Here is a 16,486-nt window from a genome sequence, read left to right as displayed (position 1 = left end):
GTCGCTTGGGGTAGCGAGGGAACTCAGCGAAAATCGCGGCTGCGCACGTTGATGCCTGCCAGCAGCCCGGTCAAGTCGCTCAGGCGCCCGGCGATGAGGTGGCGGACCTCGCCGACACTTTCCCAGCGCCCATCGACCTTGAGCAACTGCGACCCCACCAGCACTTTGCGCTGGCGCTCCGCCAGGTCGCGCCAGACCACCACGTTGAGATTGCCGAATTCATCTTCCAGGGTGACGAAGGTCACGCCACTGGCCGTGCCGGGACGCTGGCGGCCGGTCACCAGGCCGGCGACGCTGACGTTGCGCCCATGCTCCACCTCCTGCAACTCCCGGGAGCTGCGACAGCGGCGGGCACGCAGTTCGGGGCGCAATAAAGCCAACGGATGAGGCCCCAGCGTGGTGCCGAGGGTCGCGTAGTCGGCGAACAGATTTTCCCCCACCGATGGCTTGGGCAGACTCACCGGCGGCTCTTCCTGGTTGGGCAAACCGGCAAACAGACCCAGTTGTTTCTGCACTCCGGCCACTTGCCAGCGAGCGCGATGACGATCACCGGCCAGGCCGCGCAAGGCTCCGGCGTCGGCCAGTTGTTCGAGGGCCCGGGTATCGAGTTGCGCGCGCTCGCCCAGATCGGCCACGTCACTGAAAGCCCGCTGTCGGCGAGCCGCTTCGATACGCCGGGCGTCCTCCTCACGAAAGCCCTTGATCTGGCGCAAGCCCATGCGGATCGCCGGTTGCCGACTTTCCAGAGGTTCCAGGCTGCAATCCCAATCACTGGCTCGCACGTCCACCGGACGGATCTGCAATTGATGGCGGCGGGCATCCTGCAGGATCTGGTCCGGACTGTAGAAACCCATAGGCCAGCTGTTGATCAGGGCGCAAGCGAATGCCGCCGGTTCGTGGCATTTGAGCCAACTGCTGGCGTAAGTCAGCAATGCGAAACTGGCGGCATGGGATTCGGGAAAGCCGTAATTGCCGAAGCCTTTGATCTGCTCGAAAATCTGCGCAGCGAATTCAGCGGTGTAGCCGTTTTTCTTCATCCCGGCAGCCAGGCGTTCCCGGTGGGGCTCCAGGCCGCCGTGACGTTTCCAGGCGGCCATGGAGCGGCGCAACTGGTCCGCTTCGCCAGGGGTGTAGTCGGCCGCGACGATGGCGATCTGCATGACCTGTTCCTGGAACAATGGAATGCCCAGGGTGCGCCCAAGGACCGTCTTCAGTTCCGGTGAAGGGTAAGTAACGGGCTCTTCATCATTGCGGCGTTTGAGGTACGGATGAACCATCCCGCCCTGGATCGGACCGGGGCGCACGATCGCCACTTCGATCACCAGGTCGTAGAAATCCTTGGGCTTGAGCCGAGGCAACATGGCCATCTGCGCCCGTGACTCGATCTGGAACACGCCGATGGTGTCGGCGCGGCTGATCATGTCGAATGTAGCCTTATCGTCATGGGGCAGGCTGGCCAGGGTGTAGCGTTGCCCCCGATACCCCTCGATCAAGTCGAAACACCGCCGAATCGCACTGAGCATGCCCAGGGCCAGGATATCCACCTTGAGCAGCCCGACCGCGTCCAGGTCATCCTTGTCCCACTGGATGATGGTGCGCTCGGCCATGGCGGCGTTTTCCACCGGTACAAGGGTATCCAGGGGCTGTTCGGAAATCACGAAGCCGCCAGGGTGCTGGGACAGATGCCGGGGAAATCCGATCAGTTGCCGGGTCAGCCCCAATACCCGCTGCAGCACCTGACTGTCCGGGTCGAAACCGCCTTCGCGCAAGCGCTCCAGCGGCGGCGCTTCGTCGCTCCAGCGTCCGCAACAGTCGGCCAGGGCGTTGATCTGGTCCGGCGGCAGGCCCAGGGCCTTGGCGACGTCCCGTACCGCCCCGGCACCGTGGTAGCTGCTGACCACTGCCGTCAACGCCGCACGATGGCGACCGTAACGGCGAAACACGTATTGCAGCACTTCTTCACGACGCTCGTGCTCGAAATCGACATCGATGTCCGGCGGCTCATTGCGCTCCCGGGACAGGAATCGCTCGAACAGCAGGTTGGTCCGGCCGGGGTCGATTTCGGTGATGCCCAAGGCATAGCACACCGCCGAGTTGGCCGCCGAACCGCGCCCCTGACAGAGAATGTGCCGCTCCCGAGCGAAGCTGACGATGTCCTGCACGGTGAGGAAGTAGCTGTCGTAGCCCAGCTCGGCGATCAGCTCCAGCTCCGTCTCGATCTGCCGCCGGACCTTGTCACTCACGCCACCTCCCCAGCGCTTGCGCATGCCCCGCTCGGTCAGCTCGCGCAACCAGGATGTCGGGTCGTGGCCCTCGGGAACCAGTTCATGCGGGTATTGATAACGCAGTTGACCGAGGTCGAACGTGCAACGCCGGGCGATGTGGAGGGTTTCATCGAGCAAGGCGCGGGGATAGAGCCCGGCCAGATCCTTGCGACTGCGCAAGTGGCGCTCACCGTTAGGGTGCAGGCGCTGCCCGGCCTCGGCCACCGTGACGTGGTAACGAATGGCGGTCATGGTGTCCTGCAAGGCCCGACGGCCACGCACGTGCATGTGCACGTCGCCCGTGGCGACAGCGGCGAGCCCGAGGCGCCCGGCCAGGGCCAGCAAGTCCGCCAGGCGCTGGCGGTCGTCCTGCCCGCAGTGCAACTGCACCGATAGCCACAAGCGACCGGCAAAGATCGACTGGAGCCAGCGGCCCTGGGCTTCGGCATCGTTGCCATCGGGGACCCACAAGGCCAGCAGCCCGGGCAAGGGTTCGTCGAAATCCTCGCGCACGATGCGATAGCGCCCCTTCTCGCTGCGGCGCCGGGCGCGGGTGATCAACCGGCACAAGGCCTGGTAGCCCTCCAGGTTCTCCACCAGCAACACCAGTTTCGGACCATGCTCCACCTGGATTTCGCTGCCGACGATCAGGTGCAGGTCCAGCTCCCTGGCCGCCTGCCAGGCACGGACGATGCCGGCCAGTGTGCATTCGTCGGTGATTGCCAGGGCCCGATAGCCCTGCTCCTTGGCCCGCCGGCACAGCTCCAGGGCGCTGGAGGCGCCGCGCTGGAAACTGAAGTTGGACAGGCAATGCAGCTCGGCGTATTCGACAGTCATGCGAACCAGCCCTGCAGCCACAGCGGCCCGCCCTCGCCCACTGGTCGATAGGCCCAGCCTCGTTGCCCGGCGCGGGTTTCGACGAGGTAGTAGTCGCGACGCACATCGGCACCGTCCCACCAACCGGACTCGATGCGTTCCGGCCCCATGAGGATGCGGGCCTGGCTCTCCGACAGCATCTGGCATTCGTCCAGCAACCAGCCGGGACGCTGCGCGCCCACGGGGCAGGCCTCGACGCGGGGCTGAGGACTCATCTGCCAGGCGCACTCGGGTCGATGATCGTCACGAAACCCCAGGCCCAGCACCGCCTCATCGCCCAGCCGCGCCCGCAGCCGCTCACGCAGCTGTTCCCAGGGCAGTGACTGCTGCGGTCGCTCGTCGAACAGTTCCAGGCGCTGGGGGACGAATGACGGCAGATCTTCGGCGCACAAGCGAAAGCCGCGCACCGGGGCCTGGACCTGCACCTGTTCCAATCGGCCACGGGCCAGCTCGAAAAGCATCGAAGGGTCCCGCTCGGCGCTGAGCAGGCCGACCTTGATCACCGTGTCCGCCAGCCCGGCGTGCTCCAGATGCAGGTCGAACCGCTGCACGCCGCTGTCGCGGCCACAGAGGAAAGCCGACAGGTCACCGGTCAATCGGCGCAAGGGGAACAGCAACGCCTGATGGGACTGGACGTCATAGTTGAGCTCGATGCGCACGTCGAAGCGGTCCGGCGGCAAGTAGAACGACAGCGCCAGGGTACGACTGCCCACCAGGGCGTCGAGGTGCTTGAGCACCTGGGCGTCAAAGCGACGCGCCAGGGTGTGCCGGGGCAAGGCCTGGACTTGGCTCAGGCGACGCAGGCCCATACGCGACAAGGCCGTGGCGACATCGGGCGCCAGGCTGATGCGGTCCACCGGCATCTGCCCCAGGTATGCCTGCAAGGTCTCGCCATCGGGTACCACCAGGGCGTCATAGGCATTGGCCAGAACCCGCGCCGCCACCGGGTTCGGAGCCGCGACGATGCGATGCCGAAAGCCCAGTTCGGTCAGCTCGGCCCGCAACCGGGCCTCGAATACCGGCCAGGTCCCGAACAGGCCCAGGCTCGACTCGATCTCGAACAGCACCGTGCGCGGATAGTGCACGCTGACCTGGGAACTGAAACGGTAGGCCCAGGCTGCCAGGAACTGTTGCCAGTGTTCGATCTGTGCCGCGTCGTATTCGGCGGTGGCAAAGCCTTTGCTCAGGGCCTGGGCGGCGGTCATGCTCTGGCCGGGACGCAGGCCCAGGGCCCGGGCGGGCTCGTTGACCGCGCGCAGCACACGTCGCTGGGCGGGACCGCTCAGCAGGGCCAGGGGCTCCTCGGGATCGGGGCGCTGACGCAGCGCGGCGTCCAGCGCCAATTGTGGAAACAGGATACAGACCCAGCGCATCGCAACCTCAATGCTCTGTTGGCGAGTACGGGGTAAAGGCTATCGGCGCCGGACGGGCCAGCCCGCCGCGACACTTGAGCACGCGCAATTGCCCGGGCCGGGCATCGATGGCAATGCGCAGGGCCGCCGGGGACGGATTGACGGCTTCCTGGATCGAGCGCCAGGCGAACGCCAGGGTCTGGCCGGTTTCCGCCGCCACCTGCAAACGGCGCAGGGCCCGGTCATCGGCCTGGCGGGGCCAGCACAGGACCGCGCCACAACAGCCTGAGCGCAGGCACTGTTCAGTGGCCCACAGGGCATCGCGCTCATCGGCCCGGATCACCGATAACTGGCGCAGGTCGACTCCGGCGTTCTGCCAGGCCTGGGGGTAAGGCACGAATGGCGGCGCCACCAGCACGATCCGCTCCCCTACCGCCGACAGTCGGGCCAGGGTCGGCCATACCAGCTGCATCTCACCGACCCCCGGCGCGGCCAGGAGGATCTCCGTCAGCGCTGACTCCGGCCAGCCGCCACTGGGCAATGCCGCGTCCAGTTCGGCATGGCCGGTGGGCTGTGGACTGGCGGCCGGCGGCGCAGGCCGGCCCTTCCAGACCTGGCCGCCATTGAACAGCGTATCCAGCGCAACGACCGCGCCCATCAGCCTTGCCTCAAGAGGCCACAGAACACCCCTTCGATGGCCAGGTCCCGGTCGGCTTCGACAATGATTGGCTGATAGGCCGGGTTGCGTGGCAACAGACGCACCTGTTCGCCGACTCGCTCGAAGCGCTTGATGGTGACTTCACCGTCGAGCCGGGCTACCACGATTTGCCCGTTGGAGGCCTGGGGCGTGCGTTGTACCCCCACCAGGTCGCCGTCGAGAATGCCGTCCCCGATCATCGAGTCACCCTGGACCCGCAGCAGGTAATCGGGGGCCTTGGAAAATATCGCCGGATCGAGCATCAGACGGTCATGGACTTCGGCATCGGCGCCGATGGGCAGGCCGGCAGCCACTCGCCCCAGCACCGGCACGTCCAGCAGTTCGGGACGCGGCGACTGGTTGAGCAACCGGATGCCCCGGGCCTGGTGTGGGTTGACTTCGATGAAACCGGCTTCGGTCAACGCCAGCACATGCTTGCGCGCCACGCTCCGGGAGGCGAAGCCGAAGGCCTCGCTGATTTCAGCGAGGCTGGGAGGCTGGCCCTGATCGGCGATACGGTCGCGGATGAACGTCAGGATGGCGGCGCGGCGAGGAGTGAGAGTCGTCATGGAGTACATTTGTACTCCTGCGGGATTTTCCTGACAAGCGCCGCCAGTCAGTTCACACCATCGACACCCGTGCCAACCTTCTGCGGGCCCCCTGCGAAAGCAGTGCCCCAGCGGCAGGACTCAAAGCCGGGCCTCGGCACCTTCGCTGCGAAACGCGCTGGGGCTCATGCCGGTCCAGCGCCGGAAGGCGCGGCGGAAGCTGCGCACATCGCTGTAACCGACTTCCTCGGTGATCCGCTCGATGGACAGTTCGGGATTGGCCAGCAGGTTCAGGGTCCGGCCGCGACGCACCTGTTCGAGCAAGGCCTCGAAGGTCAGGCTGTGTTCGGTCAGGCGCCGACGCAGGGTACGACTGCTCATGTTCAGGTCCCCAGCGATTTTCTCGATGTGACTGCCCCGGGTCAGGTCCCGGGCGATGGCCCGTTCCACGGCCTGGATCAGGTCGATCTTGCGGTGGACCTCGGTGGCCTCCTGCTCCAGCAAAGCCAGGGCCTGGCGCAAAGCCAACGGATGATGGTTGGGCAGGCGCACGTCCAGCCAGCGGACATCGATGAGCATGCGATTGTAGCGGCAACCGAAACGCACCTCCGGTCCCAGGATCCGCTGGTACTGCGTGGCATAGGACGGTGCGGCATGCATGAACTCCACGGCCTCGGGCTTGAAATCCGCTCCCGCCAGTGCCCGGCCATAGACCATCAGGCTGGCGAAGAACTCCTCGACCGCGAACACCTGGACCTCGGCGAAAGGCAACCGGCAGCTCGCCTCGACCATGATCCGGCCCGGGGCCTCTTCGACACTGGTCACCGCGATGCCGCCGGTGGTGTGCTGGTAGCGCACCCCCAGGGCGAAGGCATCGCGCAGGGTTTCGCACAGCGACAGGACATGCCCCAGCAGGCCCAGGGTGCCCAACACATTGTGATCGCCGACCCAGAGGCCCAGCCCCTGGTCCGGCAATAGCTTGAGTGCCCGCTGGATCATGAGGGCGGCCTGGCGATAGGAAATGCGCTGGGCAGGGTCCTGCAGATCGTCAAGGCCGAACCCCAGCCCGCGACACAGGCCGGCCGCATCGAAGCCTTTGTCCGTCACGACTTCGGCCAGGGTCTGCAACAGGAATGGCGATACCAGTGCCAATTCGTAGGTAGGGTCGGTGACTTTCTGCATGGGCGGGGTCCGGAGCACGTTAGGAGGCGTTTTTGTAACCGGTTGTTTCATGAACGTTAGCATGAGCCGATGCAATGGGGGATACGAAATGTGGCCGCCCAAGTCCCCTGTGTGGCCGCCAATACCCTGCCCTCTCGATGACGAACGGCTTATTTCTATGGCTCGGACTTTCGGTGCACCCCAACAATAATAACGAGCTCGCCCATGAACCCGATCCGCACGCGATTCGCCTTGCAAATGACCCTGGGCCTGGCCTGCGCCAGCGCCCTCCCGGCCCAGGCCACTGAGACCGGCGTCGATAACATCGGCACCGGCACCGATGGTTTTTTCGTGTTGCCGCTGGACGTCGACAACCTTCCCGACCACATGTTCGCGTTCAACCTGTACTACAACCACTACAAGGCCCGGAAATTCAACATCAGCTCATTGGGCGGCGAAGTCCCCGATGTGGAGATCGAATCCACGGCGGTGGTGCCGCGTATCGACTACCTGAGCCCGCTACGGGTGGCAGGCGGACGGTTCGGGATCTACGTCGCCCAGCCCTGGCTCAAGCAGGAAGTCTCGGTGTTCGGCCTGCAGGACACCCGGGAAAGCATGGGCGATACCACCATTTCCCCCATCGTGCTGTGGGACATGGGCAAGAACCTGACCTTGGCCGCCGCGGTGGAAATCACTGTACCGACCGGCGAATACAGCCCGGATCGCCTGGCCAACACCAGCACCAACTTCTACACCTACAAGCCGCTGTTCTCCTTCACCTGGCTGCCCACGGAGAGAACCGAGGTGTCGATGAAGACCACCTACAGCTTCAACCGTGAGAACAAGGACACCGACTACCGCTCGGGGCAGATCTTCCACTTCGATTATTCCGTCAGTTACCTTTTGACCGATAACCTGCGGTTAGGGCTCAACGGCTATTACCTCAAGCAGACCACCGACGACAAACAGTACGGGCGCACCGTGCAGTTCGCCGGCCAGGACGTGGACGATGGGGTGCGCGGTCAGGTATTCGCCATCGGCCCGGCGCTGCACCTGACCTTTCTCAAGTACGCCAGCGCCGAGATCCGCTGGGCCAAGGAGTTCGACGTGCAAAACCGACCCGAAGGCGAGATGCTCTGGGCCAAGATCAGCATTCCGTTCGAGCTTTGATTGTCGTCGGTCACCGCCGCTGGGATTTGCCCGCTCGCCACAGCGAGTCGACCAGTGCGTGAACACAAGAATGTTCCGGGCTGGTCGCCAGCCGGCTCGCTTCACAAGCTGCGCTGTCAGGCATAGACCGGCCAGCTTTCGACGATCCGTCCCCCGCGCACCGCCAGCAGGTCGCCGAATTGCAGCAGCACCGACTCGGTCTGGGTCGGCCTGAGGAACACCTGGTCTTCCAGCCCCAACCCAACCGTTTCGGAACCGTTGACCATTTCCTGGTTGGAGCTGCGGCCATAGAGGCTGTTGCTCTTCAAGCCAGGTGGCGATTCGAGGTCGGCCATCCAGTTACCGCCGTAGATGAAAAACGTGGCGCGCTGGTTCACGTCCCACCAGGCAAGAATCCGCGACTTGTCATCCAGCGCCGGGATGTTCACCGCACCGGTGCGCTTGAGTACCGGCGTGGCGATATAGGCTGCCGGCACGTGATCGGTCAGTGACGGCAAATCGTAATGACTGGGCTTGAGCATGGCCGTGCCCACCGACACTTCGGTGCTGAGGTTCTCCCGTTCATGCAAGCGGTAGCTGGGGCTGCCGGCGGTGTTGAGTGTCAGGCGTGGATGCCAGAGGTCGGGATAGCGCAAACGAACGAAATCCACCCGTGCCTGGTAGATCGCCATGACCCGGGCCAACAGCGTCTGCGGGCTGGCCACCCACTCGGGCACGCCCATGCCCACGAACGGGTCGTAGCCCATGAACCCGGCGAACTCCAGCTGTTGCGGGTGGGCACGGATCAGCTTGAGCATCGCGTCCAGGGAGGCTTCATCCCTCACCCCGCCCCGATGCAGGCCCACGTCCAATTCAATATTGATGCGCATGCGCGTACCAAGCCCCTGGGCCAGGCCCCGGTATTGCTCGAGACGTTCGGGAGTGTCCAGCAACCATTGCAACTGGCGCGAAGGATCGAACGCGCCCTTGTGAAGCTGGTAGAACAACTCGACGGAACGCACCGGCAGGGGTTTGCCCAGAAGAATATCGGCCTCGGGGAACTGCTGCGCGTCGTGGTTGAGAAACGGCTGATGGAACGACATCAATCGTCGGGTTTCGGCGCGCCGACCGATGTATTCCAGCAACCCGGGGGCCGGCAGGGATTTCTCCACCAGTCGCAACTGCTTGCCGGCACGCCGGACCGACGCCTTGACCACATCGATGTTGTGATCGAGTCGATCCAGGTCGATCAGCATGACCGGCCGCATCGGGCCGCGGTCCTTGAGCTCGCGGTTCAACTGGCGGAAATAATCGCTGTAGGCGCCGCCCCGATCCGTCGGCCGTAGCCAGGCCCCGACACCGGCCAGCAACACCCCGGTGCCCAACGTACCCATGAGGAAACCACGGCGATTGAAGCTCATCAGCTCACCCCCAGAATCGATGAAAGATGCCCGTTGAGAAACTTCCCATCGGGGTCCAGGGCCTGGCGCACCTGAGCGAATTCATTCCAGCGCGGGTATAGCGCCTGGAGCGTCCTGGCGTTGAGAGAATGCAATTTTCCCCAGTGCGGACGCCCCTGGTATTTCCAGAAGATCGGCTCGATGGCGGCGAAGAAATTGTGGTGATCCATCTGGTAATGCTGATGCACCGAGATCGAACAACTGTCGCGGCCTTCGAACATGCTCAAGGCAATGTCGTCGGCCTTCACGTAACGGTATTCGATGGGAAACCAGGTGCGCAGGTCCTTGTCGCGAATCAGCGCGAGGATCTCCCGCAGACACGCCGGGCCGTGTTCGGCCGGCACCGAATATTCCATTTCGTTGAAGCGCACGGTACGGGCATTGGCATAGATGTCATAGGAATCGCCCACCCGGTCGTCGAAGTCGGCCACCAGCCGCAGGCTGTTGAGCAGGGTCCGGCGGGTGACCGGAAAGTCGCTGCCATACTTGTCGAGCTTCTCGATCAGGGTAACGAACTCATTGCCGCCCTCCTCTTCGGGGCTGACGGGCGGCGTGGCCGGGTCGGTGGTTTCGTTCAGGGCAATCGACAGCGCATAGTCGGAATGAGTCACCACCTGCATTTCCCAGTGCTGGTTGTCGCGGGTATTGGTAGGCACGTCTTCCAACAACTCTTCGGTCCTGGCCACCCATTGGCGCTCGCGCAGCCGATACGCGGCACGATTCTGCAGGCGCACCCGGGTGACCAGCCCCAGTGCGCCAAGGGATACCCGGGCCGCCTGGAACACGTCGGGATGGCGCCTGGCATCGCAATCGAGCACCTCGCCACGGGCCGTCACCAGTTGCAGGCCCACCACCTGGGACGCATACGAGCCAAAGGCCTTGCCGGTGCCGTGGGTCGAGGTGGCAATCGCCCCTGCCAGGGTCTGGTAGTCCACGTCCGCCATGTTCAACAGCGCCTGGCCGACGGCCTTGAGTGCCGGCCCCATGCGGGACATGGGCGTACCGCCGCCGAACTCGGCCTGCAGGCTGGCGGCGTCATGATCCAGCAGGCCGCTGAAATGGCTCAGCGACAGCAGGGTCCCATCGGTGGGCACCAGCGCGCTGAAGGAGTGGCCGGAGCCCACCGGACGAATCCGCCCCTCGGCCCGTTTCACCAGCTGCACCAGCTCATCGAGGTCCTTGGGCGCCAGGCGCGCCGCCGGCAGGCAGCTCTGTGCCCCGGACCAGTTGCGCCAGGGGATCAGGCGCGGGGCCCGTATCAGGTCCGCCAGTGCGCCCTGGCTGCCCAGGGCCGTGAAGGCTGCGACGACGCCGGCCTGCTGCAGCAAGCGACGCCGTGAAAAATCCATCGTCATGCCGTGGCACCCGTTCTGGTCATTGGAATTGTTGGCCGGACATGAAGGCGATCAGGGCCAGGAACTGCTCTTCGGAACAGTGCATGCACAGCCCCATCGGCGGCATGCCGTTGTAGCCGTTGATCGCGTGATCCAGCAGGGTATCGGCGCCCTGGGCCACACGAGGGGCCCAGGCCTGGGTGTCACCGGTCAGGGGAGCTCCGGCGCCGGGATTGGCATGGCAGACCTTGCAACTGCTGTCGTAGATCTGCGCCAGCGTCGCGTCGGCGGGCATGGCCGAGAAGGTCGTGGGCGCGGGTGGCCGGGCTTCTTCGCCGCACCCGGCGAGCAGAGCGCCGAACAGCGCGATGGAGGCGACGTTGAGCAGCGATAAAGATGTTCTTGCCGACATAAGGCCCTCTTGCGGCGCAAGGATCGCGCCTTTCTTGTTGTGGGTCTGGCGGCTCCCACACTAAGGCAGGTCGGCGTGTCGGATTGAGGTCATTGGGGGCCACAAAAGGGACTTGGGCGGCCAGCGCTGGAGACTCGATTACTGTGGCAAGGGGATTCATCTTCGTTGGGGCGCGTAGCGTCCCCGATGTGTCGCCTTGGCGTTGCAGGTAGACATTTTGAACTGCTGCGCAGCCCAGCGGGATCAATCCACTCGCCACAGGTACTGCCTGGTCAGGGCAGCAGCAGCCCTTGCTCGCGCTCGCACAGCTGCACCACGTAATCCCACAGCACCCGCAGGCGCACGGACTTGTGCAGTTCGCGACGGGTGCTGATCCAGTAGCTGCGGCGGATGGTTTCGTCGGGCAGCAAGGGCACCAGCATCGGATCGTCGCTGGCCATGTAGCACGGCAGCACCGCGATACCGAGCCCCGAACGCGCGGCCTGTTGCTGGGCGATGACACTGGTGCTGTGGAACACCACCCGAGGGTTGCGGCAGAAGCTGTTGAGGAACATCAGCTCCTGGCTGAACAGCAGGTCGTCGACATAACCGATCCAGGCATGACGCCCCAGGTCTTCGCGACTGCGCAGCGGCGGCGAGCGATCCAGGTAAGCATGACTGGCGTACAGCGCCAGGCTGTAGTCGGTGAGCTTGCGGGTCACCAGCAGATCGGCCGCCGGCCGTTCGAGGTGGATGCTGATTTCCGCTTCGCGGTTGAGAATGCTGACGAACCGCGGCACCGCCACCAGCTCCACCTCCAGCCCCGGGTACCGCTGGAACAGGCTGTCCATGCGACTGGCCAGGAACATGATGCCCAGCCCTTCGGTCACCCCCAGGCGGATCTTGCCCAGGGGCGCGCTGGACTGGGTGATGTCCTCCTGGGCCAGTAATGCCACGTTCTCCATGGCCTCGGCGTGCTTGAGCAACGTCTCGCCGGCCGGGGTCAGTTCATACCCCTGGGCGTGCTGGACGAACAGCGCGGTGCCCAGGCTCTTCTCGATGGCCTCGATATGCCGGGCCACCGTCGCGTGGGTGGTATTCAGGCGTCGCGCCGCCGTCAGCAGGCGGCCGCTGCGTTGCAGCTCCAGGAAGTAGCGCAGGTCATTCCAGTCGAACATGAACGCTCCAGGTCTCGATTGTGCGCAGCTGCTGTCTATAAACGCACAGCCACTGCTTAAAAACTAACATTCTTTTAACGAAAACTAACAACTAGGATGGGACCTACAAGAACAAAAAATGAGGTCGCGGATGCAACCTGTCGTCGATGAATACGATTACGTGATCGTGGGCGCCGGCCCCGCCGGATGCCTGCTGGCCAACCGACTCTCGGCCAACCCGCAACACCGTGTGCTGCTGCTCGAAGCCGGCGCGCGCGACAACTACCCCTGGATCCACATCCCCGTGGGTTATCTGTTCTGCATTGGCAACCCGCGCACCGACTGGTGCTTCAAGACCGAAGCCCAACCCGGCCTGCAAGGACGCGCCCTGAGCTATCCAAGAGGCAAGGTGCTGGGGGGCTGCTCCTCCATCAACGGCATGATCTACATGCGTGGCCAGGCGGCGGACTACGATGGCTGGGCCGCCGAAGGCAATAGCGGCTGGGCCTGGAAAGATGTGCTGCCGCTGTTTCGGCAGAGCGAAAACCACTTCGCCGGCGACTCCGAACTGCACGGCGCCGCCGGTGAGTGGCGGGTCGAACGCCAGCGCCTGTCCTGGCCGATCCTCGACGCCTTCCGCACCGCCGCCGAACAGAGCGGCATCCCCAACCTCGACGACTTCAATGGCGGCGACAATGAGGGCTGCGGTTATTTCCAGGTCAACCAGAAGGCCGGGGTCCGCTGGAACGCCGCCAAGGCCTTTCTCAAGCCAGTGCGTCAGCGCTCCAACCTCACGGTACTGACCGAAGTGGAAGTCGACCGCGTACTGCTTCGCGACGGGCGGGCCCATGCCGTCAGCGCCCGCTGGCAGGGCAAGGGCATGAATTACAAGGCGCGCCGGGAAATCGTGCTGTGCGCTGGCGCCGTGGGCTCTCCGGCGATTCTGCAACGCTCGGGGATCGGCCCGCGCAATCTGTTGCAGCGGCTGGGCATCGGCGTGGTCCATGAACTGCCCGGCGTGGGTGGCAACCTGCAGGATCACCTGCAACTGCGGTTGATCTATCAGCTGGAAAACGCCCGCACCCTGAACCAGATCGCCGGCACGTTGTGGGGCAAGATGGGCATGGGCCTGCGCTATCTCTATGACCGCAGCGGCCCCTTGTCCATGGCTCCCAGCCAATTGGGCGCGTTTGCCCGTTCAGGGCCGGAACAGACCTCGGCCAACCTTGAATATCACGTTCAACCGTTGTCCCTGGAGCGTTTCGGGGAGCCGCTGCACACGTTCCCGGCCTTCACCGCTTCGGTCTGCGACCTGCGCCCGCAAAGCCGTGGTCGGGTGGATATCCGTTCGGCCGACCCGCGCGAAGCCCCGGTGATCCAACCCAACTACCTGAGCCACCCGCAAGACCTGCGGGTCGCCGCCGACGCCATTCGCCTGACCCGCCGCATCGTCGCCGCCCCTGCCCTGCAAGGCTTCAAACCCAAGGAATATCTGCCGGGGCCCAACCTGCAGACGGAAGAAGAACTGCACCAGGCCGCCGCCCGTATCGGCACGACGATCTTCCATCCAGTGGGTACCTGCCGCATGGGCCATGACCAGGACGCGGTGGTGGATGCACAGCTGCAGGTTCATGGCATCGCCGGACTGCGCGTCGCCGACGCCTCGATCATGCCGCGCATCACCTCGGGCAACACCTGCTCGCCGACCCTGATGATCGCCGAGAAGGCGGCGCAGATGATGCTCAACCCGGCCACGAGGAACATCAGCACCCAAAAAGAACCTGTCACGGCCTGAAGAACAGGTCACTCTCCAACCAGCGGGGTGAGTCGATCCAAGAAGGTGTGTCAAAGCAGGAGACGCCAACCCGGCGTCGACAGTGGAACAACAAAAACAATCACTGTGAGGGATACCGATATGTCTGAGCATGTTCAGCCCCTGGAAGCCACGCGCAGCGTCGGCACCAGCCAGGAAACCCAGAAGGTCATCTTCGCCTCGTCCCTGGGGACGGTGTTCGAGTGGTACGACTTTTTCCTCTACGGCGCCCTCGCGGCGGTGATCAGCAAGCAGTTCTTCGCCGGCGTCAACGACACCACGGCATTCATCTTCGCCCTGATGGCATTCGCCGCCGGTTTCATCGTGCGGCCGTTCGGTGCCTTGGTGTTCGGGCGGCTGGGGGACATGATCGGACGCAAGTACACCTTCCTGGCCACCATCGTCCTCATGGGCGTGGCGACCTTCTGTGTCGGCCTGTTGCCCAACTACGCCAGCATCGGCATCGCCGCGCCGATCATCCTGGTGGTGTTGCGCATGCTGCAGGGCCTGGCCCTGGGCGGTGAATATGGCGGAGCGGCCACGTATGTCGCCGAGCACGCCCCCATAGGCAAGCGCGGCTTCCACACCAGCTGGATCCAGTCCACGGCCACCCTCGGTCTGTTGCTTTCCTTGCTGGTGGTGCTGGGCTGCCGTTATTTCACTGGCGACCAGTTCGAGGTCTGGGGCTGGCGCATTCCGTTCCTGCTGTCGATCGTGCTGCTGGGCATTTCCACCTGGATCCGCCTGAGCCTGCATGAGTCGCCGGCATTCCTGAAAATGAAAGAGGAAGGCAAGTGCTGCAAGGCCCCCATCCGTGAGTCCTTCGGCAAATGGGAAAACCTCAAGGTGGTGCTGATCGCCCTGTTCAGCATCAACGCCGGGCAAGCAGTCACCTTCTACGCGGCGCAGTTCTACGTGCTGTTCTTCCTGACCCAGTTCCTGAAGATGGACCCGGCCCTGGCCAACAGCCTGCTGATCGTCAGCGTGGTGATCGGCGCACCATTCTTCATCTTCTTCGGCTGGCTGTCGGACAAGGTCGGGCGCAAGCCCGTGCTGATGGTCGGCCTGCTCCTGGCCACGGCACTGTATTTCCCGATTTTCAAGACCCTGGCCCACTACGCCAACCCGGCCATCGACCTGGCGAGCCGCCAGGCGCCGATCACGGTGGTGGCCGACCCGGCGACCTGTACCTTTCAATTCGACCCGGTGGGCAAGGCGCGCTTCGACAGCCCCTGCGACAAGGTCAAGACGTTCCTGGTCAAGCAGGGGCTGCCCTACAGCAGCGTGTCGGCGCCGGCCGGCAGCAACGTGCAGGTCAGCGTCGGCGACGTGAAACTCGAAGGCTTCGACGAGTCCGCGCTGCGGGCAGCAGTGACCCTGGCAGGCTACCCACAACAAGCAGATGCCCAGCAGATCAACCGGACCATGATCGTGGTGCTGATCGTGGCGCTGATCATCATTTCAGCGATGTGCTACGGCCCGTTGGCGGCGCTGATGGTCGAACTGTTTCCCACCCGTATCCGCTACACCTCCATGTCGCTGCCCTACCACATCGGCAACGGCTGGTTCGGCGGCTTCCTGCCCACCGTGTCGTTCGCCCTGGTGGTCTATACCGGCGATATCTTCTATGGGCTGTGGTACCCGGTGGTGATCACCGGGGTCAGCCTGGTGGTGGGCATGCTCTGCCTGCGGGAAACCAGAAACGTGGACCTGGATAAAAACTGAAGACAGCGTCCCGTGGCGGGGGGCCAGGCCCCTCGCCGTCCATCAGTGGACCTGGCGATTCTTCACCGTGCTTTCCACCAGGTCCAGCATCTGCCCCAGGGCCCAGGGCTTGGCGATGAAGGAGGCGTGGTGCTTGATCCCGGCACTTTCCGGCGTTTCGTAGCCCGACATGATCAGCAGCGGAATCTGCGGCCAGCGGTCCCCGGTCATGTTGGCCAGGTCCGCGCCGTCGATCGTGCCGGGCATGGTGATATCGGTGAGCAGCAGGTCCACGTAGTCGGCACTCTGCTCAAGAAACGTCAACGCCGAATCGGCGCTTTCCCGAGGCTCCACCACAAACCCTTCGTCCTCCAGTATTTCGCACAGGAACTCCAGGATCGTCGGATCATCTTCAACAACAAGAATCAAACGTGTGGTCGCCTGTCCGTTGCCGTTTGGCATCGAATTCATGTGATTGACTCTCCCTGCCGTCGGTTTTTTTGCGGTTTTAACCGCTCTGCAAGTTATGAACTGCACCTTTCACATAAATTCATTCTGCTTGCGAATGGGCCGCTGAACG

13 protein-coding genes and 1 pseudogene are annotated in these 16,486 nt (G+C 64.1%); 3 read left to right on the top strand and 11 right to left on the bottom strand.

Features of this window, described 5'->3' with window-relative positions; all coding sequences use genetic code 11:
- Window positions 1-23 precede the first annotated feature (23 nt).
- The 5 genes from BLP99_RS02595 to BLP99_RS02575 form a co-directional block, all read right to left on the bottom strand.
- The gene (locus BLP99_RS02595; protein ID WP_176776487.1) at window positions 24-3,122 is read right to left on the bottom strand and encodes an error-prone DNA polymerase; all 3,099 of its coding nucleotides are present in this window, start codon (window positions 3,120-3,122) and stop codon (window positions 24-26) included.
- Window positions 3,098-4,513 (bottom strand): Y-family DNA polymerase, encoded by a 1,416-nt coding sequence (locus BLP99_RS02590; RefSeq protein ID WP_072394331.1) that lies wholly within the window; start codon window positions 4,511-4,513, stop codon window positions 3,098-3,100. The genes BLP99_RS02595 and BLP99_RS02590 overlap by 25 nt, the downstream gene beginning before the upstream one ends.
- 7 nt (window positions 4,514-4,520) lie before the next feature.
- Window positions 4,521-5,150: a translesion DNA synthesis-associated protein ImuA gene (imuA, locus tag BLP99_RS02585; RefSeq protein WP_092179619.1), complete on the bottom strand. Its 630-nt coding sequence runs from the start codon at window positions 5,148-5,150 to the stop codon at window positions 4,521-4,523.
- On the bottom strand, window positions 5,150-5,767 hold the full coding sequence (lexA, locus tag BLP99_RS02580; protein WP_072394326.1) for a transcriptional repressor LexA: 618 nt from the start codon (window positions 5,765-5,767) through the stop codon (window positions 5,150-5,152). Before lexA ends, imuA begins: the two co-directional genes overlap by 1 nt.
- Window positions 5,768-5,878: 111 nt before the next feature.
- Window positions 5,879-6,919: an AraC family transcriptional regulator gene (locus tag BLP99_RS02575; RefSeq protein ID WP_092179617.1), complete on the bottom strand. Its 1,041-nt coding sequence runs from the start codon at window positions 6,917-6,919 to the stop codon at window positions 5,879-5,881.
- Between the two features lie 204 nt (window positions 6,920-7,123).
- Between BLP99_RS02575 and BLP99_RS02570 the strand changes: the two genes are divergently transcribed.
- Window positions 7,124-8,068, top strand: a complete 945-nt coding sequence (locus BLP99_RS02570) for a SphA family protein (protein ID WP_072394320.1) — start codon at window positions 7,124-7,126, stop codon at window positions 8,066-8,068.
- 116 nt (window positions 8,069-8,184) lie between these two features.
- Here BLP99_RS02570 and BLP99_RS02565 read toward each other — a convergent pair whose 3' ends face one another.
- The 5 genes and pseudogenes from BLP99_RS02565 to BLP99_RS02550 all read right to left on the bottom strand — a co-directional run bounded on the left by BLP99_RS02565 (window position 8,185) and on the right by BLP99_RS02550 (window position 12,410).
- Complete coding sequence (locus BLP99_RS02565) at window positions 8,185-9,441, bottom strand: DSD1 family PLP-dependent enzyme (protein WP_231991148.1); 1,257 nt, start codon at window positions 9,439-9,441, stop codon at window positions 8,185-8,187.
- Between the two features lie 26 nt (window positions 9,442-9,467).
- Window positions 9,468-10,862: a D-arabinono-1,4-lactone oxidase gene (locus BLP99_RS02560; RefSeq protein ID WP_092179615.1), complete on the bottom strand. Its 1,395-nt coding sequence runs from the start codon at window positions 10,860-10,862 to the stop codon at window positions 9,468-9,470.
- 19 nt (window positions 10,863-10,881) lie between these two features.
- Window positions 10,882-11,253, bottom strand: coding sequence for a c-type cytochrome (locus BLP99_RS02555; protein WP_072430438.1), 372 nt, complete (start codon window positions 11,251-11,253; stop codon window positions 10,882-10,884).
- Between the two features lie 156 nt (window positions 11,254-11,409).
- Window positions 11,410-11,487 (bottom strand): annotated as a pseudogene (locus BLP99_RS26725) (PsiF family protein); the annotation flags it as partial.
- A 38-nt stretch (window positions 11,488-11,525) separates the two neighbouring features.
- Window positions 11,526-12,410, bottom strand: coding sequence for a LysR family transcriptional regulator (locus BLP99_RS02550; RefSeq protein ID WP_072394309.1), 885 nt, complete (start codon window positions 12,408-12,410; stop codon window positions 11,526-11,528).
- 130 nt (window positions 12,411-12,540) lie between these two features.
- Here BLP99_RS02550 and BLP99_RS02545 point away from each other — a divergent pair, with 130 nt between their 5' ends.
- Both BLP99_RS02545 and BLP99_RS02540 read left to right on the top strand, forming a co-directional pair.
- Complete coding sequence (locus BLP99_RS02545; RefSeq protein WP_072458493.1) at window positions 12,541-14,184, top strand: GMC family oxidoreductase; 1,644 nt, start codon at window positions 12,541-12,543, stop codon at window positions 14,182-14,184.
- 120 nt (window positions 14,185-14,304) lie between these two features.
- Window positions 14,305-15,927, top strand: a complete 1,623-nt coding sequence (locus tag BLP99_RS02540; RefSeq protein WP_072394304.1) for an MFS transporter — start codon at window positions 14,305-14,307, stop codon at window positions 15,925-15,927.
- Between the two features lie 42 nt (window positions 15,928-15,969).
- On the opposite strand, the gene BLP99_RS02535 is transcribed toward BLP99_RS02540, so the two are convergent.
- On the bottom strand, window positions 15,970-16,377 hold the full coding sequence (locus BLP99_RS02535) for a response regulator (RefSeq protein WP_072430436.1): 408 nt from the start codon (window positions 16,375-16,377) through the stop codon (window positions 15,970-15,972).
- Between the last annotated feature and the right edge of the window lie 109 nt (window positions 16,378-16,486).

The sequence above is a fragment of the Pseudomonas sp. NFACC32-1 genome (assembly GCF_900101215.1).
Classification (GTDB): Bacteria; Pseudomonadota; Gammaproteobacteria; order Pseudomonadales; family Pseudomonadaceae; genus Aquipseudomonas.
This window is presented reverse-complemented; position numbering and strand designations above follow the sequence as displayed.